Annotated in this window: 26 protein-coding genes; 10 read left to right on the top strand and 16 right to left on the bottom strand. The window is 61.1% G+C overall.

Features of this window, described 5'->3' with window-relative positions; all coding sequences use genetic code 11:
- Positions 1-291: 291 nt before the first annotated feature.
- Positions 292-1,482: a hypothetical protein gene (locus LCF60_RS19195; protein WP_292294051.1), complete on the bottom strand. Its 1,191-nt coding sequence runs from the start codon at positions 1,480-1,482 to the stop codon at positions 292-294.
- Positions 1,479-1,850: a winged helix-turn-helix domain-containing protein gene (locus tag LCF60_RS19190; protein WP_292294049.1), complete on the bottom strand. Its 372-nt coding sequence runs from the start codon at positions 1,848-1,850 to the stop codon at positions 1,479-1,481. The genes LCF60_RS19195 and LCF60_RS19190 overlap by 4 nt, the downstream gene beginning before the upstream one ends.
- Between LCF60_RS19190 and LCF60_RS19185 the strand changes: the two genes are divergently transcribed.
- The 5 genes from LCF60_RS19185 (at position 1,849) to LCF60_RS19165 (ending at position 5,857) form a co-directional block, all read left to right on the top strand.
- The gene (locus tag LCF60_RS19185; RefSeq protein ID WP_292294047.1) at positions 1,849-2,205 is read left to right on the top strand and encodes a hypothetical protein; all 357 of its coding nucleotides are present in this window, start codon (positions 1,849-1,851) and stop codon (positions 2,203-2,205) included. The two genes, LCF60_RS19190 and LCF60_RS19185, sit on opposite strands and share 2 nt — an antisense overlap.
- Before the next feature lie 68 nt (positions 2,206-2,273).
- Positions 2,274-2,552, top strand: a complete 279-nt coding sequence (locus tag LCF60_RS19180) for a DUF4242 domain-containing protein (protein WP_292294045.1) — start codon at positions 2,274-2,276, stop codon at positions 2,550-2,552.
- Between the two features lie 42 nt (positions 2,553-2,594).
- Positions 2,595-3,674 carry a pyridoxal-phosphate dependent enzyme gene (locus LCF60_RS19175; RefSeq protein WP_292294043.1) on the top strand — a complete coding sequence of 360 codons (1,080 nt, stop codon included), beginning with the start codon at positions 2,595-2,597 and terminating at the stop codon, positions 3,672-3,674.
- Between the two features lie 49 nt (positions 3,675-3,723).
- Complete coding sequence (locus tag LCF60_RS19170) at positions 3,724-4,956, top strand: MFS transporter (protein WP_292294041.1); 1,233 nt, start codon at positions 3,724-3,726, stop codon at positions 4,954-4,956.
- Positions 4,957-5,032: 76 nt separating this feature from the next.
- The gene (locus LCF60_RS19165) at positions 5,033-5,857 is read left to right on the top strand and encodes an IS5 family transposase (RefSeq protein ID WP_292294039.1); all 825 of its coding nucleotides are present in this window, start codon (positions 5,033-5,035) and stop codon (positions 5,855-5,857) included.
- 48 nt (positions 5,858-5,905) lie between these two features.
- Here the strand turns inward: LCF60_RS19165 and LCF60_RS19160 are convergent, their stop codons facing one another.
- Positions 5,906-6,502: an SMC-Scp complex subunit ScpB gene (locus tag LCF60_RS19160; protein WP_292294037.1), complete on the bottom strand. Its 597-nt coding sequence runs from the start codon at positions 6,500-6,502 to the stop codon at positions 5,906-5,908.
- A gap of 1 nt (position 6,503) precedes the next feature.
- Positions 6,504-7,406 (bottom strand): DUF1403 family protein, encoded by a 903-nt coding sequence (locus LCF60_RS19155; RefSeq protein WP_292294036.1) that lies wholly within the window; start codon positions 7,404-7,406, stop codon positions 6,504-6,506.
- Between the two features lie 382 nt (positions 7,407-7,788).
- Here LCF60_RS19155 and LCF60_RS19150 point away from each other — a divergent pair, with 382 nt between their 5' ends.
- From LCF60_RS19150 to LCF60_RS19140, 3 genes are all read left to right on the top strand, one after another.
- Positions 7,789-9,447, top strand: coding sequence for a helix-turn-helix domain-containing protein (locus LCF60_RS19150; protein WP_292294034.1), 1,659 nt, complete (start codon positions 7,789-7,791; stop codon positions 9,445-9,447).
- Between the two features lie 161 nt (positions 9,448-9,608).
- Positions 9,609-11,648 carry a calcium-binding protein gene (locus tag LCF60_RS19145; RefSeq protein WP_292294032.1) on the top strand — a complete coding sequence of 680 codons (2,040 nt, stop codon included), beginning with the start codon at positions 9,609-9,611 and terminating at the stop codon, positions 11,646-11,648.
- 170 nt (positions 11,649-11,818) lie between these two features.
- Positions 11,819-11,974, top strand: coding sequence for a hypothetical protein (locus tag LCF60_RS19140; protein WP_292294030.1), 156 nt, complete (start codon positions 11,819-11,821; stop codon positions 11,972-11,974).
- Between the two features lie 33 nt (positions 11,975-12,007).
- Here LCF60_RS19140 and LCF60_RS19135 read toward each other — a convergent pair whose 3' ends face one another.
- From LCF60_RS19135 to LCF60_RS19090, 10 genes are all read right to left on the bottom strand, one after another.
- Positions 12,008-12,934 (bottom strand): FAD:protein FMN transferase, encoded by a 927-nt coding sequence (locus LCF60_RS19135; protein WP_292294029.1) that lies wholly within the window; start codon positions 12,932-12,934, stop codon positions 12,008-12,010.
- A 1-nt stretch (position 12,935) separates the two neighbouring features.
- Entirely contained in the window at positions 12,936-13,502 is a 567-nt protein-coding gene (locus LCF60_RS19130; protein WP_292294027.1) for a nitrous oxide reductase accessory protein NosL, read from the bottom strand.
- Positions 13,499-14,323: an ABC transporter permease subunit gene (locus LCF60_RS19125; RefSeq protein WP_292294025.1), complete on the bottom strand. Its 825-nt coding sequence runs from the start codon at positions 14,321-14,323 to the stop codon at positions 13,499-13,501. The genes LCF60_RS19130 and LCF60_RS19125 overlap by 4 nt, the downstream gene beginning before the upstream one ends.
- On the bottom strand, positions 14,320-15,216 hold the full coding sequence (locus LCF60_RS19120) for an ABC transporter ATP-binding protein (protein WP_292294023.1): 897 nt from the start codon (positions 15,214-15,216) through the stop codon (positions 14,320-14,322). Before LCF60_RS19120 ends, LCF60_RS19125 begins: the two co-directional genes overlap by 4 nt.
- Positions 15,182-16,513 carry a nitrous oxide reductase family maturation protein NosD gene (locus tag LCF60_RS19115; protein ID WP_292294021.1) on the bottom strand — a complete coding sequence of 444 codons (1,332 nt, stop codon included), beginning with the start codon at positions 16,511-16,513 and terminating at the stop codon, positions 15,182-15,184. The genes LCF60_RS19120 and LCF60_RS19115 overlap by 35 nt, the downstream gene beginning before the upstream one ends.
- Positions 16,514-16,516: 3 nt before the next feature.
- Complete coding sequence (gene nosZ, locus LCF60_RS19110) at positions 16,517-18,457, bottom strand: TAT-dependent nitrous-oxide reductase (RefSeq protein WP_292294019.1); 1,941 nt, start codon at positions 18,455-18,457, stop codon at positions 16,517-16,519.
- Between the two features lie 11 nt (positions 18,458-18,468).
- Positions 18,469-20,670: a NosR/NirI family protein gene (locus LCF60_RS19105; RefSeq protein ID WP_292294018.1), complete on the bottom strand. Its 2,202-nt coding sequence runs from the start codon at positions 20,668-20,670 to the stop codon at positions 18,469-18,471.
- Positions 20,667-21,020 carry a hypothetical protein gene (locus LCF60_RS19100; protein ID WP_292294016.1) on the bottom strand — a complete coding sequence of 118 codons (354 nt, stop codon included), beginning with the start codon at positions 21,018-21,020 and terminating at the stop codon, positions 20,667-20,669. Before LCF60_RS19100 ends, LCF60_RS19105 begins: the two co-directional genes overlap by 4 nt.
- A 261-nt stretch (positions 21,021-21,281) precedes the next feature.
- A complete protein-coding gene (locus LCF60_RS19095) occupies positions 21,282-21,815 on the bottom strand; it encodes a DUF2478 domain-containing protein (RefSeq protein ID WP_292294014.1) in 534 nt (177 codons plus the stop codon).
- Between the two features lie 30 nt (positions 21,816-21,845).
- On the bottom strand, positions 21,846-22,277 hold the full coding sequence (locus LCF60_RS19090) for a group III truncated hemoglobin (RefSeq protein ID WP_292294012.1): 432 nt from the start codon (positions 22,275-22,277) through the stop codon (positions 21,846-21,848).
- Positions 22,278-22,389: 112 nt separating this feature from the next.
- Here LCF60_RS19090 and LCF60_RS19085 point away from each other — a divergent pair, with 112 nt between their 5' ends.
- Together LCF60_RS19085 and LCF60_RS19080 are read left to right on the top strand one after the other, a co-directional pair.
- On the top strand, positions 22,390-22,809 hold the full coding sequence (locus LCF60_RS19085; RefSeq protein ID WP_292294010.1) for an Rrf2 family transcriptional regulator: 420 nt from the start codon (positions 22,390-22,392) through the stop codon (positions 22,807-22,809).
- Between the two features lie 31 nt (positions 22,810-22,840).
- A complete protein-coding gene (locus tag LCF60_RS19080) occupies positions 22,841-23,074 on the top strand; it encodes a hexameric tyrosine-coordinated heme protein (protein WP_292294009.1) in 234 nt (77 codons plus the stop codon).
- Between the two features lie 29 nt (positions 23,075-23,103).
- Here LCF60_RS19080 and LCF60_RS19075 read toward each other — a convergent pair whose 3' ends face one another.
- Both LCF60_RS19075 and LCF60_RS19070 read right to left on the bottom strand, forming a co-directional pair.
- On the bottom strand, positions 23,104-23,373 hold the full coding sequence (locus LCF60_RS19075) for a cytochrome C oxidase subunit IV family protein (RefSeq protein ID WP_292294007.1): 270 nt from the start codon (positions 23,371-23,373) through the stop codon (positions 23,104-23,106).
- Positions 23,370-24,017, bottom strand: a complete 648-nt coding sequence (locus LCF60_RS19070) for a cytochrome c oxidase subunit 3 (RefSeq protein WP_292294006.1) — start codon at positions 24,015-24,017, stop codon at positions 23,370-23,372. The genes LCF60_RS19075 and LCF60_RS19070 overlap by 4 nt, the downstream gene beginning before the upstream one ends.
- Between the last annotated feature and the right edge of the window lie 272 nt (positions 24,018-24,289).

Here is a 24,289-nt window from a genome sequence, read left to right as displayed (position 1 = left end):
CGGTAAAATCCTTTGGGTGAGATATTTGCGACCATAGAATGAAAGATGGGATTTGAACACCGTCTTCGAAGATAGTTTAGAGCGAGTGCAAGCGCAGGGTGTCATCCGGCGCGTATGTGGTGTTGAGTCGGCTCGCCAAGGGGCCTGATCGAGGACGAGGACGGCCTATCTGCCGTTCAGTGATCTTAGGGCATGCCGCACCGCGGCCCGTCATAGCGGCATTCGCTGGGCTTCCTCAATCAATGTGCGCTGGATGGCTGAGAAGCGGACAGAATGGTCTTCTGGATCTCTTCAGAATCCCTGGCGTGCCAGTTCGGCGGCGATGAGGGCGCGAGAGGATGCATGGCGGGTCGGAAACGCGGAAAAGTAGTCTGCGGCCGTCGCGTCGGGCTTGCGCTGCCGGATGTCCTGTCGAAGCTGGGCCGTCCGCTCGCGCCTCCCGGCGAGGCCGTTGGCGGCAAGTGCGATCATTCCGATGAGGTAATGCGCCCCCGGCTGTGTCGCGGCACGGTCGCCCCAAGCTGCGGCGGCTTCGTAATCCTTCAGTTGCATCAGCATCTGTGCCCGCACACCGTGTACACCATAAAGTAGCGGGTCGAGCGGGCTTAGATGCAGCGATGTGTCGAGCGCCCGGGCGGTTGCTTTGGCATCACCGGTCAGCATTGTGGTGAAGGCCGAGGCGTAGAACCCCTGCGCATAGTTCGGGTTGAGTGTCGTTGCCCGCGATAACCAGTCCGCCGCGACCTCTGGCTGGTCGGTCAACCAGAAGGACCGACCCATAGTGAAGTTCGCGAAGGGGTCGAGGGCATCCAGTTCCAGCGCGCGCTCGGCATGACGCCGCGCAGCATCGGTCGCCGCAGCGGTATCCGGGTTGAGCCTCAGAAAGGCCGAAAGAAAGCTTGTGAAGGAGAGACCTGCGTGCGCGCGCGCGAAACCCGGTTCCGCCGAAGCCGCTCGCTCGAAACAGGTTCGGGCAAGCGCTCTATCGGCTGCGGTGAAGCGGTAGAGATGCCTCAGCCCGACATGGTAGTTGGCCCAGGCATCGAGATCCTCGGAATGTGTCTGCTTGGCGATGCGCGCTTCGTTGAACGGTATGTGCGTCTCAAGGGCGGTGACCAGATGGGCGACGATCCTCGAGCGCAGGTCGTCGATCCCTTCAAGGGGCGACTCAAGCCGGTCGGCCCAAAGTACTTGGCGCGAGCCCGCATCCACCAGTTCCAGCGTTGCCGCCAATCCCTTGCTGCGATTTTCGATTACCCCGGTCAGAAGGTAGCGTGCTGAAAGCGCGGTTGCGACAAGATCAAGATCTGGTGCGACCAGCCCGAAACGGAAGGATGAGCCGCGCGCGATTACCGCAAGCCAGCGCAGCCGCGACAGAGCTTCAATAATCTCGTGTGGAATCGCCTCTGCAAGGACCGAGAGGAGAGGCTCGGCTCCGAGGGGGCTGAAGGGAAGAACGGCAATCGAGGGACGTCTCGTCACCGCGTCGGCGGGCGCATGGACCATCGCGCCCGAAGCCGGTCGTGCCGGTGATGCGGTGATGCGGTGGAAACCGCTGCGACGAAGCGAAAACCGCGTCCATATACCGTCTGGATCACCGCCTGCCGAGCGCCATCGTCGTCGACCGCCTGTCTTGCAGACCTGATACGGCTTGAGATGCTGGCATCCGAGACCGCTTGCCCCTGCCAGACCACATCGACGATCTCGTCCTTCGAGACCATTCGATGATGGTTCTGGACGAGATGTATGAGCAGGGCGAGCACCTGCGGCTCGAGCGACACGGCCGCGCCGCGACGGACAAGAAGGAACCGATCCGGGTCGAGATGAAAGTCTCCGAACGTCCAGGTCATGCGCAACGATACACGAGATCGGGGCGCTTCTACACGAAATCTTCAGGTTTCCATCAAGCACGGAACACCGGTGGCGGTAGTCTGCAACTCTCAAGCTTCAAGAAGGATGGAAATAATGCAGCGGCACGGCTTCGAGTTGAGGCGCTTCGAAACACCGGACCAACGCCTCGACATGAAGGAGCGGGGCGGCATCTCTATCCTCCAAATGGTGGATAGCACCGGAATGCACGCCACCTTCGAGCCCGTGGGAGGCAGGCGAAAAGCCGCTTCTGGACTCTCCGGAAAGTTGCCCAATGCGGCACACAGCGAGCGGGTCGAATTGATCCTTTTCGCTTCGCCCAAGCACGCCCACTGACCTTTCTGAGCACCGCCTCCGGAGGGCGCAGTTCAAAAATTCAACCTTGCGAAGAAAGTGAACCAATCATGCACAAATACATCATCGAACGCGGCGTCCCTGGCATTGGGAACATGAATGGTGAGCAGCTTTGCGGCGCGGCCGCGACATCGAACGGGGCGCTGGCCAAGCTGTCTCCTCGGGTTCAGTGGCAACATTCCTATGTTACAGGCGACAAGACCTTCTGCGTGTATCTCGCGGAGGACGAGGCGGCAGTGCTCGAGCATGCCGAGTTGAGCGGGTTTCCCGCCGACACGATCACCAAAGTGGTCACCGTCATCGACCCGACGACGGGCTATGCCCGCTGACGGCAAGCTGCTGATTACACCTGAACAGGACCGGAGACCATTATGGATGCCATGACAACACGCACCACCAAGGGACGCGGACGGATTTATGCGAGTGTTCTCGACACGATCGGCGATACGCCCGCGATCAGGATCAACCGGCTCGCGCCGCAGGGCGTGGAGCTTTACGTCAAGGCGGAGTTCTTCAACCCGGCCGGGTCGATCAAGGACCGTCTTGCGCTCAGCATCATTGAGGAGGCCGAGCGCGACGGAAGCCTGCGTCCGGGCCAGACGGTGGTCGAGGCGACATCGGGCAACACCGGGATAGGGCTCGCCATGGTCTGTGCGGCCAAAGGCTATCCTCTGGTGGTAACAATGGCCGACAGCTTCTCAGTGGAGCGGCGCAAGCTGATGCGTATGATGGGCGCGAAGGTCGTGCTGACGCCGAGGGCCGAAAAGGGCCTTGGCATGTATCGCAAGGCTGTGGAACTTGCCGAGGCGAACGGCTGGTTCCTCGCGCGGCAGTTCGAGACCGACGCCAACGCTCGCATTCACGAGCACACGACGGCGCGGGAGATACTTGTGGATTTCGCCGGACAGAGGCTCGACTACTGGATCACGGGTTACGGCACCGGCGGAACGGTGACCGGCGTGGCACGAGCGCTGCGGCGCGAGCGACCCGAGACGAAGATTGTCCTGTCCGAGCCCGCGAATGCGCAGCTTCTCGGCAGCGGTCATGTTCAGGCACGCAACGCGGACCACTCGCCCGCCGAAAGCCATCCGGCCTTCGAGCCGCATCCTATCCAGGGCTGGACACCGGACTTCATTCCCCATGTTCTGCAAGAAGCCGTCGACGAGCAATTTTTTGATGAGTTGATCCCGGTCGCCGGTCCCGACGGAATCGCCTGGGCGCAGAAACTCGCGCAGGTGGAAGGTATCCTGACCGGCGTCTCCGGCGGGTCCACATTCGCAGTCGCGATGAAGATTGCCGAGCGTTCCGAACCCGGCACAGTCATCCTCTGCATGTTGCCCGATACCGGCGAACGCTACATGTCCACGCCGCTGTTCGAGGCGATTCCCGAGGAGATGACCGAGGACGAGGCTGCGCTGTCGCGCTCGACCCCTGGCTTTCAATTGCCGTGAACCACTGACGCGCGGACGATGACATTGGATACATGACCGGGGGCGAGACATGAGCACAGGCAGAGAAGTGGACGAGCCCCGGTTTCGCTGGGTCATTGTGACCGCTGCGGCGCTTCTTCTGGGTATGGCGATGGGGATGCTCGTCAATGGGCTGTCAGCCTTCGTCATCCCGCTGGAGATCCACTTCGGGTGGAACCGGGCGGATGTCGCGGCGATCAATTCGTTCGGGCTGATCGGCATCGCGCTCGGCGGCATCCTGATGGGATTTCTTGCCGACAGGATTTCGACGCGGGCGATCTGCCTGTCAGGGGCCATGGCCCTGTCGCTCTCCCTGCTTGTCGCGGCCCACGCGGATGCATTGTGGCAGTTTCACGCACTGTTTTTCTTCGCCGGCGCGGTTGGCGGCGGAGCTCTCTTCGCGCCTGTCATCGCCCTTGTCGGAGGATGGTTTCACACGGGTCGGGGACTGGCCATAGGCATTGCCTCGGCCGGGCAGGGACTTGGTCAGGGTCTCGTTCCTTACACCGCGGGGCATCTGATCGAGTCGATCGGGTGGCAGAGCGCATTCACCGCGCTCGGGGTTTTCGCCTTGCTGACGCTCGTTCCCCTGTCATTTCTCCTGATGCGCCCGCCAAGCGTGGGCGGGCGTGCGCCTCAAGCGCCGGGCGAAGTGGCTCTGCTTTCGCCCCGCATCCTGTTGCCCGCGCTGTCCCTGGCCGTTCTGGGGTGCTGCATCGGCATGGCGGTTCCGTTGATGCATCTCGTGCCTTTGATCCAAGGTGTGAGCGGCGCCGGCGCCGAAGCGGGCGGGCCATTGCTCGCGATGCTGATCGCCGCGGTCGCAGGGCGCCTGTTCTTCGGCAGGCTCGCCGACATCCTCGGTCCGATTCCCGCCTGGATGGCGGCCACGGCTTGGCAGACCGCGCTGATGCTTGGGTTTGTTCTTCTGGATACCATGCAATCGTTCTGGATCTACGCCCCGCTCTACGGCTTCGGCTACGGCGGCGTCATGACTGGAGTCCTCATCACCGTAGGTGCTCTGACACCTCCTGCCCGTCGCGCCTCTGCGACAGGGATCGTCCTTGCCTTCGGATGGGCAGGTCATGCCCTTGGCGGATGGCAGGGCGGGCACTTCTTCGACATGACGGGTGCGTACTTCTGGACCTTCGCCAATGCGACCGCGGCGGGCGCCATAAACCTCGTGATCGTCGCGCTGATCTGGATGGCCCTCCGCCGCCGCATGGCAGCAGGATCAACGTCGGACTTGCCTCAACCATCCTGAGAGCCCGATTTGAAACTAATTGAGTGAGTTCAGCAGGTTGTGCTTCTGTTCGGTTGCAAAACTGAAGGAGATCACGATGGCCTGGACCGAACTCACCCGACGCCAACATGCCCGAGTGGGCGACAAGTATGCAAGCGATCTGACAGACCCCGAATGGGCACTGATCGCGCCCTTCATGCCAGCACCCAAGTCCACGGGCAGGCCCCGCACGACAAGCTTGCGCGACGTGTTCGACGCGATCCTCTACATGGCGACGACCGGGTGCCAGTGGCGGATGCTGCCGAACGACTTTCCGGCGGTATCGACTGTGCGGGGCTATTTCTATGCTTGGCGCAACGACGGTTTTCTCGATGAGATGAACCGCAAGCTGGTTGAAGCCGCGCGGCTGGCGGAGGGCCGCAAAGCCCAGCCAACGGCGGGGGTTATCGATAGCCAGAGTATAAAAACCACGGAAAGCGGCGGGGTTAGCGGATATGATGCCGGAAAGAGGGTCAAGGGTCGCAAGCGCCATATCGTCACTGACACAACCGGATTGCTCGTCGGGCTCGAGGTCCACAGCGCTGGAATTCAGGACCGTGACGGCGCGCCGGATGTGCTGAAAGCCGTCGCCGCGCGCTATCCCATGCTGCGTCATATCTTTGCCGATGGAGGTTATGCCGGTCCCAAACTGCGAGACGCTCTGAAGGCCATCGGGCGATGGACCGTGCAGATCGTCAAGCGTTCCGACACGGCGCAGGGCTTCGAGGTCCTGCCGCGCCGTTGGGTCGTGGAACGTACTCTCGCCTGGCTGGGCCGATGCCGCCGGCTGTCAAAGGATTGGGAAAAATCCATCGCCAGCGCAGAGGCGTGGATCACCATCGCCCACATTCGACGTGTCACACGCCATCTCGCAAGGGATTAATAATGCTCAGATAGTTTTGAATCGGACTCTGAGGGTCCCTGGCGGGGTTCAGGGGCGCGGGGGAAACCCAGCGTCTGCCAGCGGTTCCGTCTCCGGCAGGTCTCGCAAGCTCTCCATCCCGAAGGCCGCTAAGAATGCGTTCGTTGTCACGAAGGTATAGGGCGCGCCCCGTTGCGGAGATCGCGGGCCGGTCCCGATCAGCCCGCGCACATGAAGCCGCCCGATCAGGTCGCGGCTGATGTCCTTGCCGAAGATGTCCCTGAGCCCGTCGCGGGTGATCGGCTGATGGTAGGCGATGGCGGCCAGCACCGCGACGTCGAACTCACTCAAATCAAGAACCTGCTCACCGACATCCGCCGCAGCCCGGATCGCCGGCGCATAGGCGGCGCGCGTCCGGAACATCCAGCCGCTTGCCACAGCGGCCAGCTCGAACGCCCTTCCCTCCAGGTCGGCGGCAAGATCGGCGACCAGAAGATCGACCGAGACCCCCTGCCCCACCACCCGCGCCAGGTCTTCGCGCGGCACCGGCGCGGCACTGGCAAACAGCACCGCCTCGATCCGCCGCATCCATTCCCGCCAGCGCAGGTCTGGCGGCAGGTCGGCCAGTTCACGGTCCAGGTCAGGCTGGGTGCGGTCCTTGGCCACGCTACACCCCGTAAAGCCGGAACGTGTCGCGCCCGGTCAACTCGCGCACGGCACCCAACTCCACCAGCCGGTCACAAAGCCGCCGCGCGGCCCGGTCCGGCAAAGGCAAGGCTGAAGGGGCCACGGCATCGCGAGTCAGAAACATCTCGACCGCCTGCCCTGCCGCCTTGGCGCGCAGCTTCGGCGCGACGGCGGCCATATGGGCTGCCCGCCGCGTCACGTCTGCGGCCAGACGAACCGCCTCGGGCACCGATGCGACGATCGCACGGTGGCACGCCAGCCGCAGGTCTTCGCCCCGCTTGCGGAAATCGGCGCGCTTCATCCCCGCGGCCATCAGCGGCACAAGATGATCCCAGCCAAGCGCCTGCGCCAGGGCGGCATCGGCAAGGATCAGCGCGGGAACCTCACCGCGCGGCATTTCCTCCAGAACCGCCTCCAGAGCCATGGATGCTCGGGTCACCGGCCCGCCTTGCCCCGCGCCGCGCGGGCCGCGCCCGTCGAGCCAACCCGCGATCCGCTCGGGCGGAAGATCCGGCAGCGCCCGGCACAGCGCCTTGACCGATGCCGGCCGCTCCACCGCCCGCCGCCAGGCAAGATAGCTTTCCCCCGCCGGACCCGGCAAATCTCCGGGCCGCAGGAGGTGCACCGCGTCGCGCAAGTCACCTGCCCGTTCCGACCGGCCCGCAGCCGTCACGCAAGCCTCCGCCGCGCGCAGGGCAAGCCGGTCCCGCAACAAGGCATGGGGCACTTCCTCGCGGCCCAACACAACATGCAGGTGAGAGAGCGCCCCACCCGACAAAAACGCCACATCCTCAGGGGTTTCGGCGCATGCAGAGGTGACCCAGGCGGGCATCCGGGGTATCGGTTCGGGGTCGCCGAGGGGCGTGTCGCGCACGAATGTCATGCGGGAACCCTATCCGACAGCGGCGCTTTCTGCCAGAAAATAGCACGCTATCCGCCCCGCCTTTCTGTTCTGGGGAGTTGTCACATTAGCGGTTCAGCGATTGCCTGCTTGGGATCAGAACGTAGATCGCACCGATGCAGACGCCGCCCATCAGCTACAAGCCCCGACACCAAGCAGTACCCACAGGTTCTTTCGGCTCCCGAGAACGCCTCGAGGATCGAACGAAGGCGATGCTCAATAACATATCTTGGAGAGTTGAATTATGATAATGACAGTTATCAAGTTGGCGAAATAAGCGCAATTGAACTTACCGTCGAAAACGAGACCGACATGTCAACCGCGTGATGATTTTTCTGGAACTTACCTGTCCACGGGGTGAGCGGTGCAAGGAGAAGACCCATTACGCGATGATTTGAACGCCTTTGCCGAGATCATTCGTGCCCGGCGCAAGAGCCTGGGCCTGAGCCAAGAGGCAGTGGCTGCCGAGGCCTTCGGCAATCCAGACCGCAAGTCCTATCTATCTGCGCTGGAGAACAAGCGTAGACCACGCATTACCGTTGACACTGCGACCAAGATTGCCGCCGCGCTGGACATTCCCATTGACGATCTGCCACGGTCACTGCGTCCTGAAATCATCTCTGTTCGACCGTTGTCAGACACCGCATTCCAGGCAGGCGAGATTGCGCGAGCTTTCAACGCGCAGTTACGAGAAGAACTCTCGGACTCCGTTCTTAGTTCTTATCGAAGGGCAATTGCAATCGGTCTGACGGTGCTGGAAAGTTGGACTGGACCAGTTTTTGGGCGTCAGAGTCTTGCTGTATGCGTGACTCTCAGCCTGGCCTATGTGGTTGTTGCCGGATTGGCGGCATATGGCTTTGGAGCAGTTGCTCCGGGTGGATCGGCACCCTTCGCGAGGCCTGACTGGGCAGGTCCGATCCCGAGCAGTTTTCTGGCGCTTTGCATTCTAGTGTCGCTGGCGGCGTCCGGAATAGTGGCATACCGCTTGGTCACGCCGGATGATCGAAGTCAGGTGATTTCGCCAAAGTCGGTCTTCCGCATAGTGGGGGGCGCCGTTCTGTGCGGCGCAGGATGTGCCTTGGCTGGCCTCTTCGGCGCAGAACCGATCGCTGTCGCTCTCACCGTCGCACTGTACGCATTCGCGGCGCTTTCAGCTTGGCCGTTACGGGTTTCAGCAGTTGCCGGTTTCACCGGAGCTGCTGTCGCGGGAACGGGAATAGGGATCATCGACAAAGACGCACTGCCGTTTGATCCGATTTCATTTATCGTTTTCGGAGGTGCGCTTGGAGCGGCTTCCGGCGCCGCAGCCAGCCTCGTTGGCGGCAAGATCAGCGATCGCGCATCGGCCGCGTTGACAGCGTCAGGGGTCGGCGTTGGCGTCGGCGCGTTGGGATCGGGACTTGTTTTTGCTCTGACACCGCAATTGTCTGGAACTCAGGCCCGCGCAGAAGAACTGGTGGTGTTGATGTGGCTTGTCCTGCCCGTGGCGAATGCGCTTTCTGACTACGTGTCCCTTGGAATCAGCCATTTCTTGGCGCGATGTGTGAATCATGCGCGGTCCGGTTGGGTTCAGATCTTGAGTCTGGTGATACTCGACTCGGTTGTAGCGATCCTTCTCATGGCAGTCACCTTCCTGTTGATTGGGTGGGGACTCCGGCTCGCCGAAACGCTATTCAACATTGATTACGAAAGCACCGAATTCATCGCCCGTGCCGCGGCGGATCCTTGGCGCGATGGGCTTTGGTTGACGCTTATGGTTCTGACGACACTTTTTTGGACCTACGTGCATCTCGCGCTGGTCTTGGCTCCCGTGATCGCCGCACGAATTGTCGGTCATCTCATCGAAAGGCCACTCGATACACGGATCGCCAGACGCGCTGACGAGGGCAAAATGGAAATCACTGCAGGAGCCTGGCTGGTGCTTCGCCATATAGCATTTGCGTGTTTGGTCTCAGCCTTCGCCCTTACGCCGGTTTGGTTGGTGGCTGCGTTGCTGGACGATTTTTTTGCCATATTGATTTAGAACTGTTCAGCTCGACTCAAAAAAGCAAATGATTTCATTAAAGTTACATCCAATGTAACGCGTTGTACTGCATGTTGCCCTTTTCCGTGTGGCATGAAGATGCTCGGCGCCTCTGCCACACAACCGAAAAAATCATTTTGAACGAGAAGAGGAGTTTTGCAATGCCCGCTGCCATTTCCCTCGCAGTCGGATCTGCGCTGAAAGCCGCGTTGGTCTACAAATTCACCGAGAACGTCAGTGCCAAATTCGATCTCAAAGAATTCATCGGCATGTTCAAGTCCGGTAAATCGAATGACCTCGCAATTCTGAATTCTCTGGAAGACATCAATGACAAGCTCGACTCATTGGGAACACAGATAGGTAATCTGGAAGAGCAGCTCGAAGAAGTGGGCGGTCTGGTCGAGCACAGCATCGATCAGAGCTATGCCGACCTCATCCGCGAAATCAACACTGATGCCACCTCTCTCATGCAAACGTTGGTGAATGTGGACGCGTTGACGCAGACGACGGTGGAAACGCTTCTTTCGGACAGCAACGCTCTTCTAAATTCGGCGATTTCCGAGATCACCGCCCTTGCCGGCGATCCCAACACATCGTCCGATCTGTTGGCACTGAGCGCCTTTCCCACCCTGACGAACGCCATCGCCGTCCGTATCGCCGTGGTCAACAAACTTTCTGATCAGGGGCTCGGCCACGACGCGATCGATCAGCAGCTTTCGTCCGCCGTCAATCTGATCACCGATATCTACGGGGATTACATGGATGGGGGTCAAGGCGGCATCTACGAGACCAAGGCAAGGAGCGAAGTCGAAGCGGAAATCATTCAGGTCACCATGAACACGTCCGCCGTTTACCTGCTCAGGTCGGTCGGGCCCGGCGATATCGTTCGGGAGGATGTCATTGCCGATCACAATTATTTCGATGCTGGCGTCACGCTGGATGCAAGTTGGGGTAAGTTAGCGGGCAAGACCGTAAGCTTCGTGGGCAACCAGACTGAAATGCTGGACCACATCAACCACCTTCGTGATCAAATTCATCCAACGGAAATCGCGGCCGAGGCCAGCGAGACATTCTATAATGCCTGGGGCGTCTTCGACGCAAAACGCGATATCGGCGACGCCTTGCTTGGAAGCTCTTACACTGGCGGACCGGGCAATGACGTCCGCTCGGGAAGCATCCACGCCGATTACCTGAACGGAGGTAACGGCAACGATGATCTCTTCGGCGACATGGGTTCCGATGTGATCCACGGTGGCGAAGGACAAGACACCATTGATGGTGGTCGCGGACACGACCGGCTTTACGGCGATATCAACCGCGATACCATATACGGCGACCGGGGCGACGATATCATCGAGGGCGGTGACGGGCGCGACGAGATATGGGGCGGCGACCACGACGACATCCTCTATCAAAGCGGCAAGTGGCTACAAGGCACCGCTTCCGATCATGCGGAAGGCGGCATCATTTACGGTGGTTCCGGTGACGACGACATCTATGGCGACAATGGTGCCGACGTCCTTGACGGAGGATTTGGACAAGATTTGATCTTCGGGGGTGACGGCAACGACGTGATGTGGGGACAAGGCGGCAACGACAACTTGTTTGGAGATCGCGGCAACGACAAGATGTTCGGCGGATCCGGGAACGACACCCTTGAAGGGGAACAGGGCAGTGACACGCTCGACGGTGGCCTTGGCGACGACGTGCTTGCTGGCGGTGCTGGAGTGAACTTCATCTTTGGCGGAGCAGGTAACGACATCGCAAAGATCGACGGCTTAATCTCGCAGTATGATTTTTTCCAGTTTGAGGATGGCACGTTGGCAATCTTCGGAGCCCCTGGTCATGAAATGCCACTTTATTTTATCGCGAAGCGGCCCGACTCGATCTTTGACAATGGCGTGGAAACGCTTGAATTCGACGACTACTCCATCAACAATCATTGGAATGCTGGCGGCCCTCCATCGGGGTTCCTTCCCAACCCCAAGGAACCTTCGACCAAGTTCGACCATTTCGATGAGTTTCAGGTCGAGGATCAACGACCCGGTCTTCTGCAGGTCGAAGGGTCCGCGTTTGGTCCAAATACCGCGCGTGACTCGGCTAAGACTGACCAATCCTCAGGGTATGCGTATGTCGATCCTCCGCTTGTCGGATTGGGCATCGTCGACCTTGAGGCCGCGTACCACTCTCTTCTTCTCTAGATAGCCATTTCATGGTGGTGCGGATGCATTCTGGCGCCACCATGTTCCCGGTACCCAGGCTCCGCTCGTTCGGAAGGAGAGCACTGTGTCCACGGTAAATTAGTATTTGCGATGCGAAACCAATCGCGCTACAGAATAGGCATCATAAATACCAATTGAGGGCAGAAGCAATGAGTTTATCCGAAGCATTTCTATGGCCAGGAACGAAAGTCTGCGAGCGATTGGGGGTCGATCCCGAAGGAGAAGCCGGGCTCATCCGCTGGATGGTCAACACGTTGGTCTATCTTGTCGTCAGCTTGATCGCCGTTTGGATTATTGTTGTTTGATTGATCAGAAATCCACAGTGGGTCATGCCCAGGTCAAACCGCGATAATGCTTTCCAGCCTGACCTTCTCGAACTTGCCGAGGCACGTGTTGATGCCCGATTTCTCGGAGAACAAGCAAGCCGCCGTCGAAAGGGCGTCCGCCAATCCTGCCGACGGTGCCGAGACCGAGATCTCGCGCCAACGCGCTGGAACGGGAGCACCTTTTTTCGGGTCAAGAATGTGGCTGGCACCGGTGGTGCCTTCTCCAAAGGTTGTGCCCTTCGGTGCCGAAGTGGCGAGGGCCCGCGACTTCAAAGGCACCTGTCCGCCGGCGGCCAGGTGAACCGGCCAGGCATCGCCGTGTGGATCGCCGCCAAGGGCGCGGAACTCGCCTGTGTCGATCAGAACATTGTCGAGCCCTTCCTCGCCAAGCAGATCGGCGAGGCGATCGGCGATGAACCCCTGCGCGATGCCGTTAAGGGTCAGCGCCATACCGGGCTTGAGCACGATCCGGTCTGGTGCGAATTGCACGTTGTTCCAGCCGATCGCCTTTCGGGCGGCGGTCAAGTCCGAGGAATGAGGTGGACGCCCGGCGATGGCGGCATCCGCGTAGACCCGCCAGAGCGGCTGGACCGTCGGATCGAACAGGCCCTCGGTTGCGTCATGCACGCGGCCAGCCAGCGACAAGCACTGCAAGAGCTCGAACGGCGGTGCCGCAAGCGATCCCTCCCGATTAAGCCGCGACAACGCACTTGAGGGACGGAACAGGCTGAACACGTCTTCCAGCCGATCGATTTCGGATGCCACCCGCGCCGAAATCGCCGCTGCGTCGGGATGGGCCAGACGCAGCGTCGCACGCGCGCCCAAGGCCTGCCCTTGCCAAGTTTGAAGCGGTATTTCCGCCTCGGCCATCGTCGTGGCGGGCAAGGCGGTGGCAGCAGCCAGAATCGTCAGAACCCGGCGTCGAGATATCGTGCTCATGTCAGTCTCCCATCTTGTTCGACAGGGCGCGAAGGCGATCCTGAAACGCGCTGTCATCGCTCTCTTGGTCCAGATCGACCGGTGCCAGGACGGCCGTGTCGGGTATGTCGTCAAGTGCCATCACCGAACCGCCATTGGCGGAGGCAAAGCTCTGTGCGGAATCATGGTTTGAAAAGGGCACGAGTTCGGGTGCCCCCATGCCACCGATGACATCTGCGCCGACGACGTAGATCGCCTCTTTGGCGTCGATCCAATTCTGCGCGCCGGGCCTCTCCCAACTCGCCCCGGTGGCGCCCATGTCATTGACCCAGACAGCGATCACCTCGTGGCTTTGTTCGGGCATCCGCAGGTAGGCGACGACGTCGCGCACTTGGCTGAAGAACAGCGGCGCGCCGGGAAGCCCGCCCAGATGGGCCTGTGCCTTTGGACCGTCATGCTCCAGCAGGTTCATCTGACAATAGTGACCGACAGCGTCGGCGGTCAGTGGAACAGGTGTGGTGTCCTGGGCGAGTTCTTCCTTGCAGGCCATCAGCGCCACACAAATCAGCAAAAGGCTCAAGCGTTTCATGATTTCACCCTATTGAAGGCCATCGCGGCCAGGATCAGGGCCAAAAGCGGCCAGAGGATCACCGATCCCAAAGATTGCCATAGCGGTATCGTGCCTGCCGCGCCCGCCACTCCCGAGGCGGCGGCGCTGGCCTCGGCCGCGCTCAGGTTGAAGAGGCGGAACGCGTCGGCAGGATTGGCGAGGAGTGCGACAGGAAAGACCTGCGTGGTGAAGATTCCGCCATCGTCAGCGACGACCGCTGCAAGAAGTCCCAGATCGTAGAGCACGACCAGACCCAGCCAAACACCGATTGCCAGACCTGCGGCCCCCGACGCGCGGCGCGACAGGGCAGAGACCGCGTAGCCGATGCCAAGGAACGTGGCGCCGAGCAGCACCGACGTCCATGTCAGCCTCCAAAGTGCGCCAAGCCCGGCGACCGCCTCGGGGTCTGTGATGATGGCGATCAGGGCGGCCGCCCCGTAGCCGGCGACAAGAGCCAGTATCAGAATGGCCACATGCGCCAAGAGCTTGCCCGACAGCACCTCCCACCGAGCCACCGGGTAGGTGAGCAACAGCGGCAGCGTACCGCGTTCGACCTCTCCAGCGATCGCGTCGAAGGACATGAGCAAGGCGACCAGCGGAACAAGATAGACCGACAACGAGGTGAGCGACGCCACAACCACAGAGAGCCGATCTGCGCCAATTGCACCTGTGGGGGCGGATCCGGCGGCGGAGAGTACCAGCGAGAACACGACCATCAACAGCACCGCGATCAGGACCCAGCGGTTTCGCCGGGCGATGTTCACCTCGATCCGGGCAGTGGCGAGAATGCGCAATATCATTGACCGTCCCTCCGGCTGAAATGACTGTAGATGTCTTCGAGACTGGGCGGGATCACCTCAAGATCGGCCACCTTGCCGCGCATCTCGGAAATCCGTGCCAGGGTGGCCAGCTTGTCCTGCTGCGGGCAGGTCAGGTACAGGCCCCTCCCCGTCTGGATCGCATTCGGGAAGGCCGCCATCAGGTCGGGTGTATACCCGTTCATCGCGGTGACATGCAGCGCCACCGGCAAGGCCGCTTCGCTGCGCAGATCGGTGAGCGAGCCTTCGGCCACCATCCGACCGCCCGACAGGATCAGCAGACGGTCGGTGCGGGCCTCGACCTCGGTCAGGGCATGGCTCGACAGCAGGATCGCCGCGCCATCGGCGGCAAGACCGTCGAGCAATTCGTAGAAATCGCGCCTCGACACGGGATCAAGGCCGCTGGTCGGCTCATCCAGCACAAGAAGCCTCGGTTGCCCGATCAAAGCCTGAGCCAAACCGACGCGCTGCCGCATACCCTTTGAATAAGTGCCAATCCGGCGGCGTGCGGCATCGGCCAGACCGACACGGGCCAAAAGATCGAGCGCGCCTTTCGGATCGACGCCGCGGAGACGCATATAGAAAGTGATCTGTTCCAGCCCGGTCAGCGCGGAATGGAAGGCGGCGTTTTCGGGGAGATAGGCCACCTGACTGCGCGCCGACGCATCGCCGGGACTGGCCCCGCGAACGGAGATGTCGCCGCTGTCCGAAGCGATCAGGCCAAGAATGATCTTCATCATCGTGGATTTTCCCGCGCCATTGTGGCCAAGCAGTGCGACCCGTTCGCCGGAAGCGACGGACAAAGAGACATCGCTCAGGGCGTCGACCCCGCCGAAGCTTTTAGTGAGATGAGAGATCGTTAACGTCGAAGTCATTCATATCGCTTTCATCACGGCGGGCGACGGCGTCAGCCTCCATCGCCGCGTAATCATCGGGCACCGCGATCTGCGGTGCGGTCATCAGGGGGGCGCTGTCCACGACACCTCCGGGCAGGGTCGCCGGAAAGCTGGATTGCGCCCAGCGGATCAATTGCACGGCAGGCGATCCGGTGAGCAGTCGCGCTGCGGGTTGTGACCACAGGATGTGGTCCATCAGGTCGTTGGGACGGAACGGGCTGTCGGCGATGCCGTCGCCGCCAAGGTCGAAGCCGGGATGGTCGGACCAGTAATTGCCGCGTCCCTCGAAGCTCCATTCGATATCGCGGGTGCCCACGTATTTCACCTGCTCGCGATTGCCGATGAAGGCATTGCCGGTCAGCACGTTGCGTTCCGACCCGGCGGTGAAATGGATGCCGATCTCACACCCCTCGAAGCGGTTGTTATAGATCAGGTTCTTGTGCGCGTTGTAGATGAAGGTGCAGCGGTTCGCGCCGCCCCGCACGAGATTGCCGGACACTTCGGCGTTGTTGGCGTAGTTGAGCATCACGCCGTGGCTGATGTCGGACAGGCTCAGGTTGTCTTTCACCACGATGTTGTTCGAGAACATGATCGCAAAGCCGAGCCCGTTGCCGATGGACACGTTGCCCGACACTTCGGAATCGTTGGTATACATGTAGTGCACGGCAAAGCGCAGATCGCGGAACAGGTTGTTGCGGTAGATGCCGGTGCGCGACGCGTTCGAGAAGATGCCGTCGCGGCCCCAGCGGACGGAGTTGCCCTCGACCAATGTGCCGGGCGAGTTCCAGACATAGATACCGTTGCCCCGGTCATTGACGCGCCGTTGCCGCGTGCCTTCGATGGTGTTTCCGATAACTTGCGAGTCCCGCCCGCCATGTACATCGATGCCGTGCAGATTTCCCAGAACCCGGTTGTTTTCAATGACGGCGCGATCCGCGCCTTTAAGGATCTTGACCCCGGCGTCGAGCGCTTCGCTGTCCATGCCCGATCCGGTCACAGTCAGCCCGCGCACAATTACATCCGGCGCATCGATGGTGATGACCGTGCCTTGCCCCATGCCGTCGATCACGGCGTCATGGCTGCCGGTCAAGGTCAATGGCCGGTCAATGGTGACGGCCCCTTCGTATCGGCCATCTTCAAGGAGGAGCACATCGCCGGGATCGGCTCCGGCGATGGCGTTGGCAAGCGTGCCCTGCCCTGCCGGCACGGCGATCTCGGCCGCCCATAGGGGCAGGGCAAAGAGCAGGGACAGCACAAAGGTCAGGACACGCTTCATGGCTTAGCTGGCCCGCGGTTCGACAAACATCCGGCCGCGCATCTCCATGTGGAGCGCGTGGCAGAACCACTGGCAATAGTACCAGTAGACCCCTGGCTGTGCCGCGGTGAAGGTGACAGAGGCGGTCGCCTGAGGTGCAAGCTCCATCGCGACCCCATGGTTGCCCATGGTGAAGCCGTGGGTCAGGTCGTCGATATCGTCGAGGTTGGTGACGATCACGGTCACCTCGTCGCCTTGCTGTACAGTGAACTTGTCCAGCGAGAACATCGGGGCCTGGCTTGTCATGTAGACGCGCACCTTGTTGCCGTCGCGGATGATGGTGTCCTGCCAGTCGTCCAGATCGACACCGTCCTTTTCTGCCTGGCGCCGCACGTCCTCCCACATGGGATCGTTGCGGTCCCAGACCGATTTCGGTGACAACTTGGCCGGATCGACGATAATCGAGTCATGCGGCTCGGCGAAGGTCGGGCCGTCGTGGATCAGGGTCATTTCGTCGCCGTCGATGGCGAAGAGCTGCTCGTTCTCGGGCTTGAGCGGGCCGACATTGAGGAACCGGTCCTTCGAGAACTTGTTCATCGTCAGATAGTACTTGTCGCTCGCCTCAAGCGTTTCACCCATCACGGTCGAGTTGTGGCCGGGCTGGTAGTGCACGTCCTTCTTGACGATGATCGGATCGGCATCCTCTCCGGCATAGAGCTGTTTGGCCTTCTCGAGGTTCCACTTCACGACTTGGCTGTCCAGGAAGAGCGTGGTATAGGCGTTGCCTTTGCCGTCAAAGCAGGTGTGAAGCGGCCCGAGACCCAGTTCCGGTTCGGCCACAACGACGCTGCGCGGATCGGCATCCTCGTTGAACACCGCGTCGAGTTTGCGCACGTCGATAACCGACACCGTGGGCGAGAGCTTGCCTGCGATGCACAGGTGAATCTTGTCAGGCGCCATGTTGCAGCCATGCGGGTTGTTCGGGATCGGGATATAGCGGGTGTACTTGTTGTCCGCGCCCTTTCGCCCGTCCAGCACCTTGACGCCGTTCAGCTCCTGGAAATCGCCGGCCTCGATGCCCTTCTCGATCTCGGCGATGTTGAAGACGACGACATGGTCCATGTCCTTTTCGGTCATCCCGGCAAGGTCCATCGCCATTTCCGAGTTATAGGACGTCGAGAAGGCGTATTTGCCATCGTAGTCGGTGTCGGTGTTGTCGAGGTTGCCCGTCACCATCACCTGCCACGCGACAGTCATTTCGTCGGCGTTGATGGCGGTGTAGAAGTTCACGTACTTCCCGGGCTCATCAAGAATCTGGCCGTCATTGACCATCGGGACCTCGTCCTCGCCATTCGCGAACACGTAGTTCGTGCGCGGCCATTTCTGTGGACGCAGGCCGTGGATCGCTTTGGCGTTCGGGATCTCGATGATCTTGTCGCATTTCATCACATCGCACCGCACCCGCGCGACGCGCGTATTGGCCTTGTCGTTCATGAACAGGTAGCGGCCATCATAGGTGCCCTCGGTGAAGGACATATGCGGATGGTGCAGGTCGCCATTTGGCGGGAATTCATGACCATTGGCGGCCAGGTAGGCCTTGGTCTTTTCGGTCAGACCTTCGGTCAGGATCTTCTTTGACTCGTTGGTGATACCCCAGCCTGTGGCCGAACAGATGTTGAACACCGGAACGCGCATCAGCTCGCGCATCGACGGCACGCCCAGGATGCGCATCTCGCCTGCCTGGCCCGAGGACCAGAAGCCGTAATATTCATCCAGTTGCCCCGGAGCCACTTCGGCACCGGTGGCAGCGCGGGCGCTGGTTGTGCCGGCAATCGTGGCTGCGCCGACAGCAGCGGTGCCGGTCAACATGGCTCGCGTGCCGAAGGCGCCAGCAAGCGCCGCGCCTCCTGCCGTGGCGCCCAGAAGGCCCCGGCGTGTGATCGGCAGTTTTTTTCCCTCAGACATGATTAATCCTTTCAGGTTGCGGGTTGAGTCTTGGGTTGGTTCGGGTGCCCGGTCAGATCACGGCTCAGATCGGGGGCGGCCCCGACCTTGGCACGCCGCTTCATCTTCTTGATGACGACAGGGCAAAGGGTCGTAGATTGATACAGAACCTGGCAATGCAGGCAGTTGATACATTCGTTCGGATTGATCTCTCCGGTTGGATGGATCGCCTGAACGGGGCATTGATGCGCACAGGTCTGACAGGGGTTTCCGCATTCGTGATAGCGCTTGAGCCAGTCGAACATGCGCAACCGCGCCGGGATCGCCAATGCGGCACCAAGCGGACAGAGGTAGCGGCAGAAGAAGCGTTCCACGAACAAGCCAGCGATCAGAAGCGCAGCGGCATAGGCGACGAAAGGCCAGGCCCGCACGAAATTCAGGATGATCGCGGTCTTGAACGGTTCGACTTCGGCCAGACGTTCTGCCTGTTCGATGCTCATCAGCGATACGCCAAAGAGCCCCAGGAAGATCATGTACTTCACCGGCCAAAGCCGTTCGTTCAAGCCCCAGGGCAGCGTCCATTGCGGAATGCGGAGCGCGCGCGCAATCTGGTTCAACAGTTCCTGCAACGCACCGAAGGGGCACAGCCAGCCGCAATAGGCCCCCCGTCCCCAGAAGAGCAGCGCCGCGGCCACCGCGAACCACAGGATGAAGGTCAGCGGGTCAAGCATGAACGCTTGCCAGCTGAAACCCTCGGTCAGCGAATTGAACAGCGCGATGAGGTTGACGACCGACAGCTGCGCATTCGCGTACCAGCCCAGATAGACCAGCACGACCGTCAGGAAGCTCATGCGGAACCAGAAGAACACGCGTTCATTGCGGGTGGCGATGCCCTGGAAGAAGAACACCGCCGTCAGAAGTGCCAGCATCATGCCCACAACGGTGATTTGCGTTGTCTTGTCCGCCCAGATGCGTTTCCACAGCGCCTGATGCGCCTGGCTTTCGGATTGCGTGGTGACGTTGGTCACGGACGCCGGGACATCGGCCGCCTGTGCTGCCGCGACCGGGCGGAGGTATTGGTCCGGCAAACGGTAGCCCAGGTCGAAGGTGGTGAAGATCTTTTCGATCGCCCCGACCTCGCGCTGGACCAGAAGCTGAATGCGGAAGGGTTCGGTCGGGTCGAAGCCAGTATCGGCAGGGATCTTGAACAGATCTGCCTCGTTGAACTGCGGTGCGCCCTCGGCGTCGATTCCGTTGATCCGCTGGTGCATCCGGTCGCGGAAGCGCACCGAGATATCGTCCTGGATCAGCACGATCCGGTCGAAGATGCCGCCCCGCACATAGCCCGACCCCTTGAAGGAATAGAGCCCCCGTCCAAAGATCGCGACAGCATGATCGCCCTCGTCCAGCCAGGCGTCGAGATTATCGGCACGCGCCTCGCCCAGGATCGCCTCGGCAATCGCGGGATGCGAAATCAGCGTCGCCTGCATCTCGATGAAGGTGGTTTCCGGCGGGTCGGTCAGCGCTCGGTCTTCGGCCCGTGGATCGTCCATCGCAGCAAAGGCCGCGTTGACCTGCCCCACATCCAGCGACAACCGCCGCAGCGTTCCGTCGCCTTCCAACGTCATCCAGTCATCTGACGCGGTCGCATCGGGATCGAGCTCGAAACGCGGCCCGGTTTCGACCTCGACAGCGAGCCCGCCCAGCCCAAGCTGGCGCGCGACCTTCAAACCGGCGCGGATGATCGAGTCGTCGATGACCATGATCGTCACCGTCGCGCCCGAGATGATATCCAACTCATGCGACGTGCCGCCGGATTCGGCCTCTGCCACCAGATCGAGACCCCGGTAATTCGCGACCAGCGCCTTGACCTTGGCATCGGGTATCCCGATCAGGACGATGGGTTCGTAATGTTTGACGAGTTCGACACCGATCACCTGGGCCGCGTCATCGACGGCAACCATCGTATGGATCGGCTTGCCGGAATAACCGGTGGTGGAGACGAAATCCGACGTGATGAAGGCCCAGCCGATCTGGTCCTGATCGCGGAGCACCTGCACGACCGGAAGATCTTCATGCATCCGACCGAAGCCTGTCGCGCCTTCAACCAGGTCAGCGGCCGAAACATCCGGCAGAAGGCGGGCCAGTTCTGACTGCGCCTGCGCCGACTGCGCAAAAAGCAGCGTGCCGAGGCACAGGAGCGATACCCGAAGAAGGGTCCGAAATATGGTCATGAGCGGATTTCCGTTTGGTCAATCTGCCCAACCTGCGCAGCCGGGGGGCCGCGCGGATCGGCAAAAAGGTATTCGATTCGCGAGATCAGGGTGCCGGTCGCATTGGGAGCATCTGCCTCTTGCAGAAACTGCGCCGCGACCTCGGGGAATACGCCCGGCAATGCCGGGTCCGCGGACATGATACAGCACGCATGTGTTTGGCCGCAGTCATGATCAGGCGCGACGGGCGCGCCATCAGGCCCCACGCGCACGCTCTGGACCACCCCGTCAAGACAGAGCTCCACCATGGTGGTGTCCGACAGGGCCATGCCACGCGACATCGGGCCGGAGAAGACCAGCGCGAGCGACAAGACTGTCAGTGCAAGAGTGGGGAAGAAGGTTCGCATGGAGCTGAACTATGCGATCCCGAATGGGCCGAGTTTGATCTAGCGCAAATAGAAACATCATAGATCTAGGTTCTGACGCGAGGTCAGCCGGGAGCACCGTGCCCGAAGGCTCTGCATGCATGGAAATGCGCGGCGCGACGACTCGGTCGCAACAACGCAAATCGCGTATCGGCCACTCCAAGTTTCTGTAAACGCTCGGAAAAAGGGCTCAGCTCCACAGACACATCAATGTGTGTCCACGCTCACTTGCGTCCGATCAAGACCCTTGCGGCACCAATCCAGAATGGTGGTTTCGTCCGGGTGAAGCCGTGTCGCCATGCCATCCGCAAAGGTCTCGAAGGCGGCGCGATGTGTCTCAGACAGACCCAACAGAACCGGGATGTCGCGGGCAATCGCTTCCGCGATGAAGGCTCGAAAGCCACGCCCCTCGGCCTCGCTCAAACCGAACTTGTTCAGAATGACAAGATCGGCTCCATCCGCCTCAAGACGCGCAGTCGCCAGACCGACCGCGTCCTCCAGCGCGCCCGCATCCATCCGGCACGCGGACGACCCCGCACCCAGGTCCTGGGTAATTCGGATCGTTGGGCCTTGGGGCAACAGGAAGAGCGTGCTGTCACACAGACCGGCAGGCTGCGCGGGATCGGTCGCACGCACCGCACCGACCGTATTGACCCCCGCCCGCGCCAGTTGTGCGACAACCGCCGCGAGCAGCCTGTCGGTGTCACCGGGGTGGGCTCCTGTGAGCGTGGCGAGTTTCATGCGACGTCCCCGGTCCTGTTCGGTCTTGTTTCAGCGCAATACCGGCACGGCATGGGGACAGACGCGCTGAGCATCTTCCACCGCCATGCTCAAGGAACGCGCTATTCGCTCGGCGCGGGTGATGACATGCGCGGCCCCCTCGGGCGTGCACACGTCGCGCGCAGTTTCGCGGAACAGCGCCAGCCAGCGATCGAAATGCAGCTTCGTGACGGGCAAGGTGGTGTGCGCCGGCACCGGCGCGCCGTGATACCGTCCTGTCATCAACGCGACCGAGGACCAGAAATCGACCATCCGATCCAGATGCGGACCCCAATCGTTGATCCGTTCCGCGAAGATCGGACCGAGAAGCGCATCGCGCCGCACCTTGCCGTAAAATTCGTGCACGAGGACTTGCAACATGTCCTCATCAAGCCCGGTCTGGGCCATCACGGCCCGCGTCACCTGCGGACGGGCGGAAGACATCTTTGGTCGATGTGTCGGAGCGTGATACATGGGCACATCCCTTTTTTCGTTGCATTTAGTCATATGGGCTCTAATAGGTATTGTAAATACCACATCAAAAGCGAGAGGCTTCATGCGCCTGACGACATTCACAGATTACGGCCTGCGCATGTTGATGCGCATGGCCAGCGACCCCGACCGGGCGTTTTCCACAGCGGATCTGGCTGAGGAATTCGGCCTGTCGCGCAATCACCTGAGCAAGATCATGCAGCAGTTGGCCCGTGCCGGAATCGTCGAAACGCGGCGCGGCGGCGGCGGTGGCGCTCGACTGGCGCGGCCCGCATCAAAGCTTCCGCTGGGTCAGATCGTTTCCGTTCTGGAGGCGGACCAAGCCATCGTCGAATGTTTCGGCCCCGGCAAGACCCGCTGCACGATCAACGCGCAATGCCGACTCAAGGCCCGCCTCAAGTCGGCCGAAAACGCCTTCATCGCCGATCTCGACCGGTCCACGCTAGCCGATATCGCCCTGCCCGACCTTCAGACTGCCATCTGACGCGTCCATCTTCCTATCGAAAGGACCTGCCATGACATCTTGGCTCCCCACTCTCGTCACCGACACTCCCGAGGAAGGCCACGCGCTTGCGGTCAAACTGTCCCGGTTCGCGATCAAGCTGACGCAACCCGATGCGGATGTGCGCGACCGCCTGCGCCCCGACTACGCCGAGGATGCCGATGCCCTGATCGCCGTGAGCCAGGTCGTTGCCACACATTTCGCCACGATTTCCGCCGCAAACGATTACTGGCGCGACGCCTCCTGACCCGGCGCAGGACCGGTCGCTTGCCGAGATCACACCACGAGCGGGGCAAGATACAGCCCCAGCATCAAGATGCAGAGCGCGGTCAGACCCATGTCGAACCCGCGTCGCCATCTCGGGGCTTCAGACAGGCCGAGATACTGCGCCAGGATGATCCGGGCCTTCTGCCAGGCCAGCAGCATCACCGCCACCCCCGCCGCCACGGGCCATTGCGCCCAGACCCCCGCCCCCGACAAAGCGGCCGAACCAAGGCTGAGCGCGACCAGGAGGGCCCAGGCGATGTAAAGCGGCCGGCCCGTCATTGCAGCAGATAGATCACGGGAAACAGAAGCACCCAGATCAGATCGACCATGTGCCAGAAGGCCGAGGCGTCCTCGATATTGTCGACATGATCGCGCCAGGCGACGAGCAACAGCAGAACGACCCCCGCCGCGACATGCGCGGCATGGAACCCCGTGAGCATGAAGTAGAAATTGAAAAAGGCGTGCGTGTCCCAGGCGATACCCTGCGCCGCCTTGGCTGCGAACTCGGCCCCCTTGATCCACAGGAACACCACCCCGAGCAGAGCCGCCGCGACAAGGGCAAGCCGCGCTTGTGCCCGCGCACCGGCATGGCGCAGGCGACCGGCCAGGGCCGCAAGCAGGCCGCTGGTGATCAGCACGATCGTGTTGATCCCCGCCCCGGTGCGATCCAGCATATCCTGTGCGTCCGCAAAGCCTATGGGGTCGGTAATCCGGACGGACAGGAACACCACCAGCCCTGCGCCGAACACGAGCACTTCGCTGATGATAAGAATCCACATTAACAGTTCACCCGGCAATTCCTCCAAGGCACTTTTACTGGCCATCTTGTGAACACCTTTCAAAAGCTCCCTGCGGGTCAGAGGCGTTCTTGGTCTCGCTCTTGCCGCAGGTCCCACAGGACTTGAACCAACATACCCCCGCATCCGCGGGTCGCGCTCTGTATTAGTATTACAAATACCATTTCACAAGTCGGATTGCTCCTGCAGAGACGACACCATCGGACTTTTGCCTGCCTCGGCGTCGCCAAATGCACGTCAGAAGCAATGGAAGAGGCCGGGGCCAAGATGATCTTGCGCCTGTGCGTGGCTGAGGATCCCAAGCGTGAATACCTGATGGAAATGGTGCGATGGCAGGGTGTTGTCACGTTAACGCCGGTTTCCACCTCAGATCATCGCTCATGTTATCTGGCTCTACG

The sequence above is a fragment of the Marivita sp. genome (assembly GCF_020055635.1).
In the GTDB taxonomy this organism is placed as follows: domain Bacteria; phylum Pseudomonadota; class Alphaproteobacteria; order Rhodobacterales; family Rhodobacteraceae; genus Marivita.
This window is presented reverse-complemented; position numbering and strand designations above follow the sequence as displayed.

Bases quoted from the DNA above. Each gene is read 5' to 3' on its own strand.
- LCF60_RS19185 (WP_292294047.1), top strand. From the start codon at position 1,849: ATGCGCAACGATACACGAGATCGGGGCGCTTCTACACGAAATCTTCAG.
- LCF60_RS19190 (WP_292294049.1), bottom strand. From the start codon at position 1,850: ATGACCTGGACGTTCGGAGACTTTCATCTCGACCCGGATCGGTTCCTT.
- LCF60_RS19180 (WP_292294045.1), top strand. From the start codon at position 2,274: ATGCACAAATACATCATCGAACGCGGCGTCCCTGGCATTGGGAACATG.
- LCF60_RS19175 (WP_292294043.1), top strand. From the start codon at position 2,595: ATGGATGCCATGACAACACGCACCACCAAGGGACGCGGACGGATTTAT.
- LCF60_RS19170 (WP_292294041.1), top strand. From the start codon at position 3,724: ATGAGCACAGGCAGAGAAGTGGACGAGCCCCGGTTTCGCTGGGTCATT.
- LCF60_RS19165 (WP_292294039.1), top strand. From the start codon at position 5,033: ATGGCCTGGACCGAACTCACCCGACGCCAACATGCCCGAGTGGGCGAC.
- LCF60_RS19155 (WP_292294036.1), bottom strand. From the start codon at position 7,406: ATGACATTCGTGCGCGACACGCCCCTCGGCGACCCCGAACCGATACCC.
- LCF60_RS19145 (WP_292294032.1), top strand. From the start codon at position 9,609: ATGCCCGCTGCCATTTCCCTCGCAGTCGGATCTGCGCTGAAAGCCGCG.
- LCF60_RS19140 (WP_292294030.1), top strand. From the start codon at position 11,819: ATGAGTTTATCCGAAGCATTTCTATGGCCAGGAACGAAAGTCTGCGAG.
- LCF60_RS19135 (WP_292294029.1), bottom strand. From the start codon at position 12,934: ATGAGCACGATATCTCGACGCCGGGTTCTGACGATTCTGGCTGCTGCC.
- LCF60_RS19130 (WP_292294027.1), bottom strand. From the start codon at position 13,502: ATGAAACGCTTGAGCCTTTTGCTGATTTGTGTGGCGCTGATGGCCTGC.
- LCF60_RS19125 (WP_292294025.1), bottom strand. From the start codon at position 14,323: ATGATATTGCGCATTCTCGCCACTGCCCGGATCGAGGTGAACATCGCC.
- LCF60_RS19120 (WP_292294023.1), bottom strand. From the start codon at position 15,216: ATGACTTCGACGTTAACGATCTCTCATCTCACTAAAAGCTTCGGCGGG.
- LCF60_RS19115 (WP_292294021.1), bottom strand. From the start codon at position 16,513: ATGAAGCGTGTCCTGACCTTTGTGCTGTCCCTGCTCTTTGCCCTGCCC.
- nosZ (WP_292294019.1), bottom strand. From the start codon at position 18,457: ATGTCTGAGGGAAAAAAACTGCCGATCACACGCCGGGGCCTTCTGGGC.
- LCF60_RS19105 (WP_292294018.1), bottom strand. From the start codon at position 20,670: ATGACCATATTTCGGACCCTTCTTCGGGTATCGCTCCTGTGCCTCGGC.
- LCF60_RS19095 (WP_292294014.1), bottom strand. From the start codon at position 21,815: ATGAAACTCGCCACGCTCACAGGAGCCCACCCCGGTGACACCGACAGG.
- LCF60_RS19090 (WP_292294012.1), bottom strand. From the start codon at position 22,277: ATGTCTTCCGCCCGTCCGCAGGTGACGCGGGCCGTGATGGCCCAGACC.
- LCF60_RS19085 (WP_292294010.1), top strand. From the start codon at position 22,390: ATGCGCCTGACGACATTCACAGATTACGGCCTGCGCATGTTGATGCGC.
- LCF60_RS19080 (WP_292294009.1), top strand. From the start codon at position 22,841: ATGACATCTTGGCTCCCCACTCTCGTCACCGACACTCCCGAGGAAGGC.
- LCF60_RS19075 (WP_292294007.1), bottom strand. From the start codon at position 23,373: ATGACGGGCCGGCCGCTTTACATCGCCTGGGCCCTCCTGGTCGCGCTC.
- LCF60_RS19070 (WP_292294006.1), bottom strand. From the start codon at position 24,017: ATGCGGGGGTATGTTGGTTCAAGTCCTGTGGGACCTGCGGCAAGAGCG.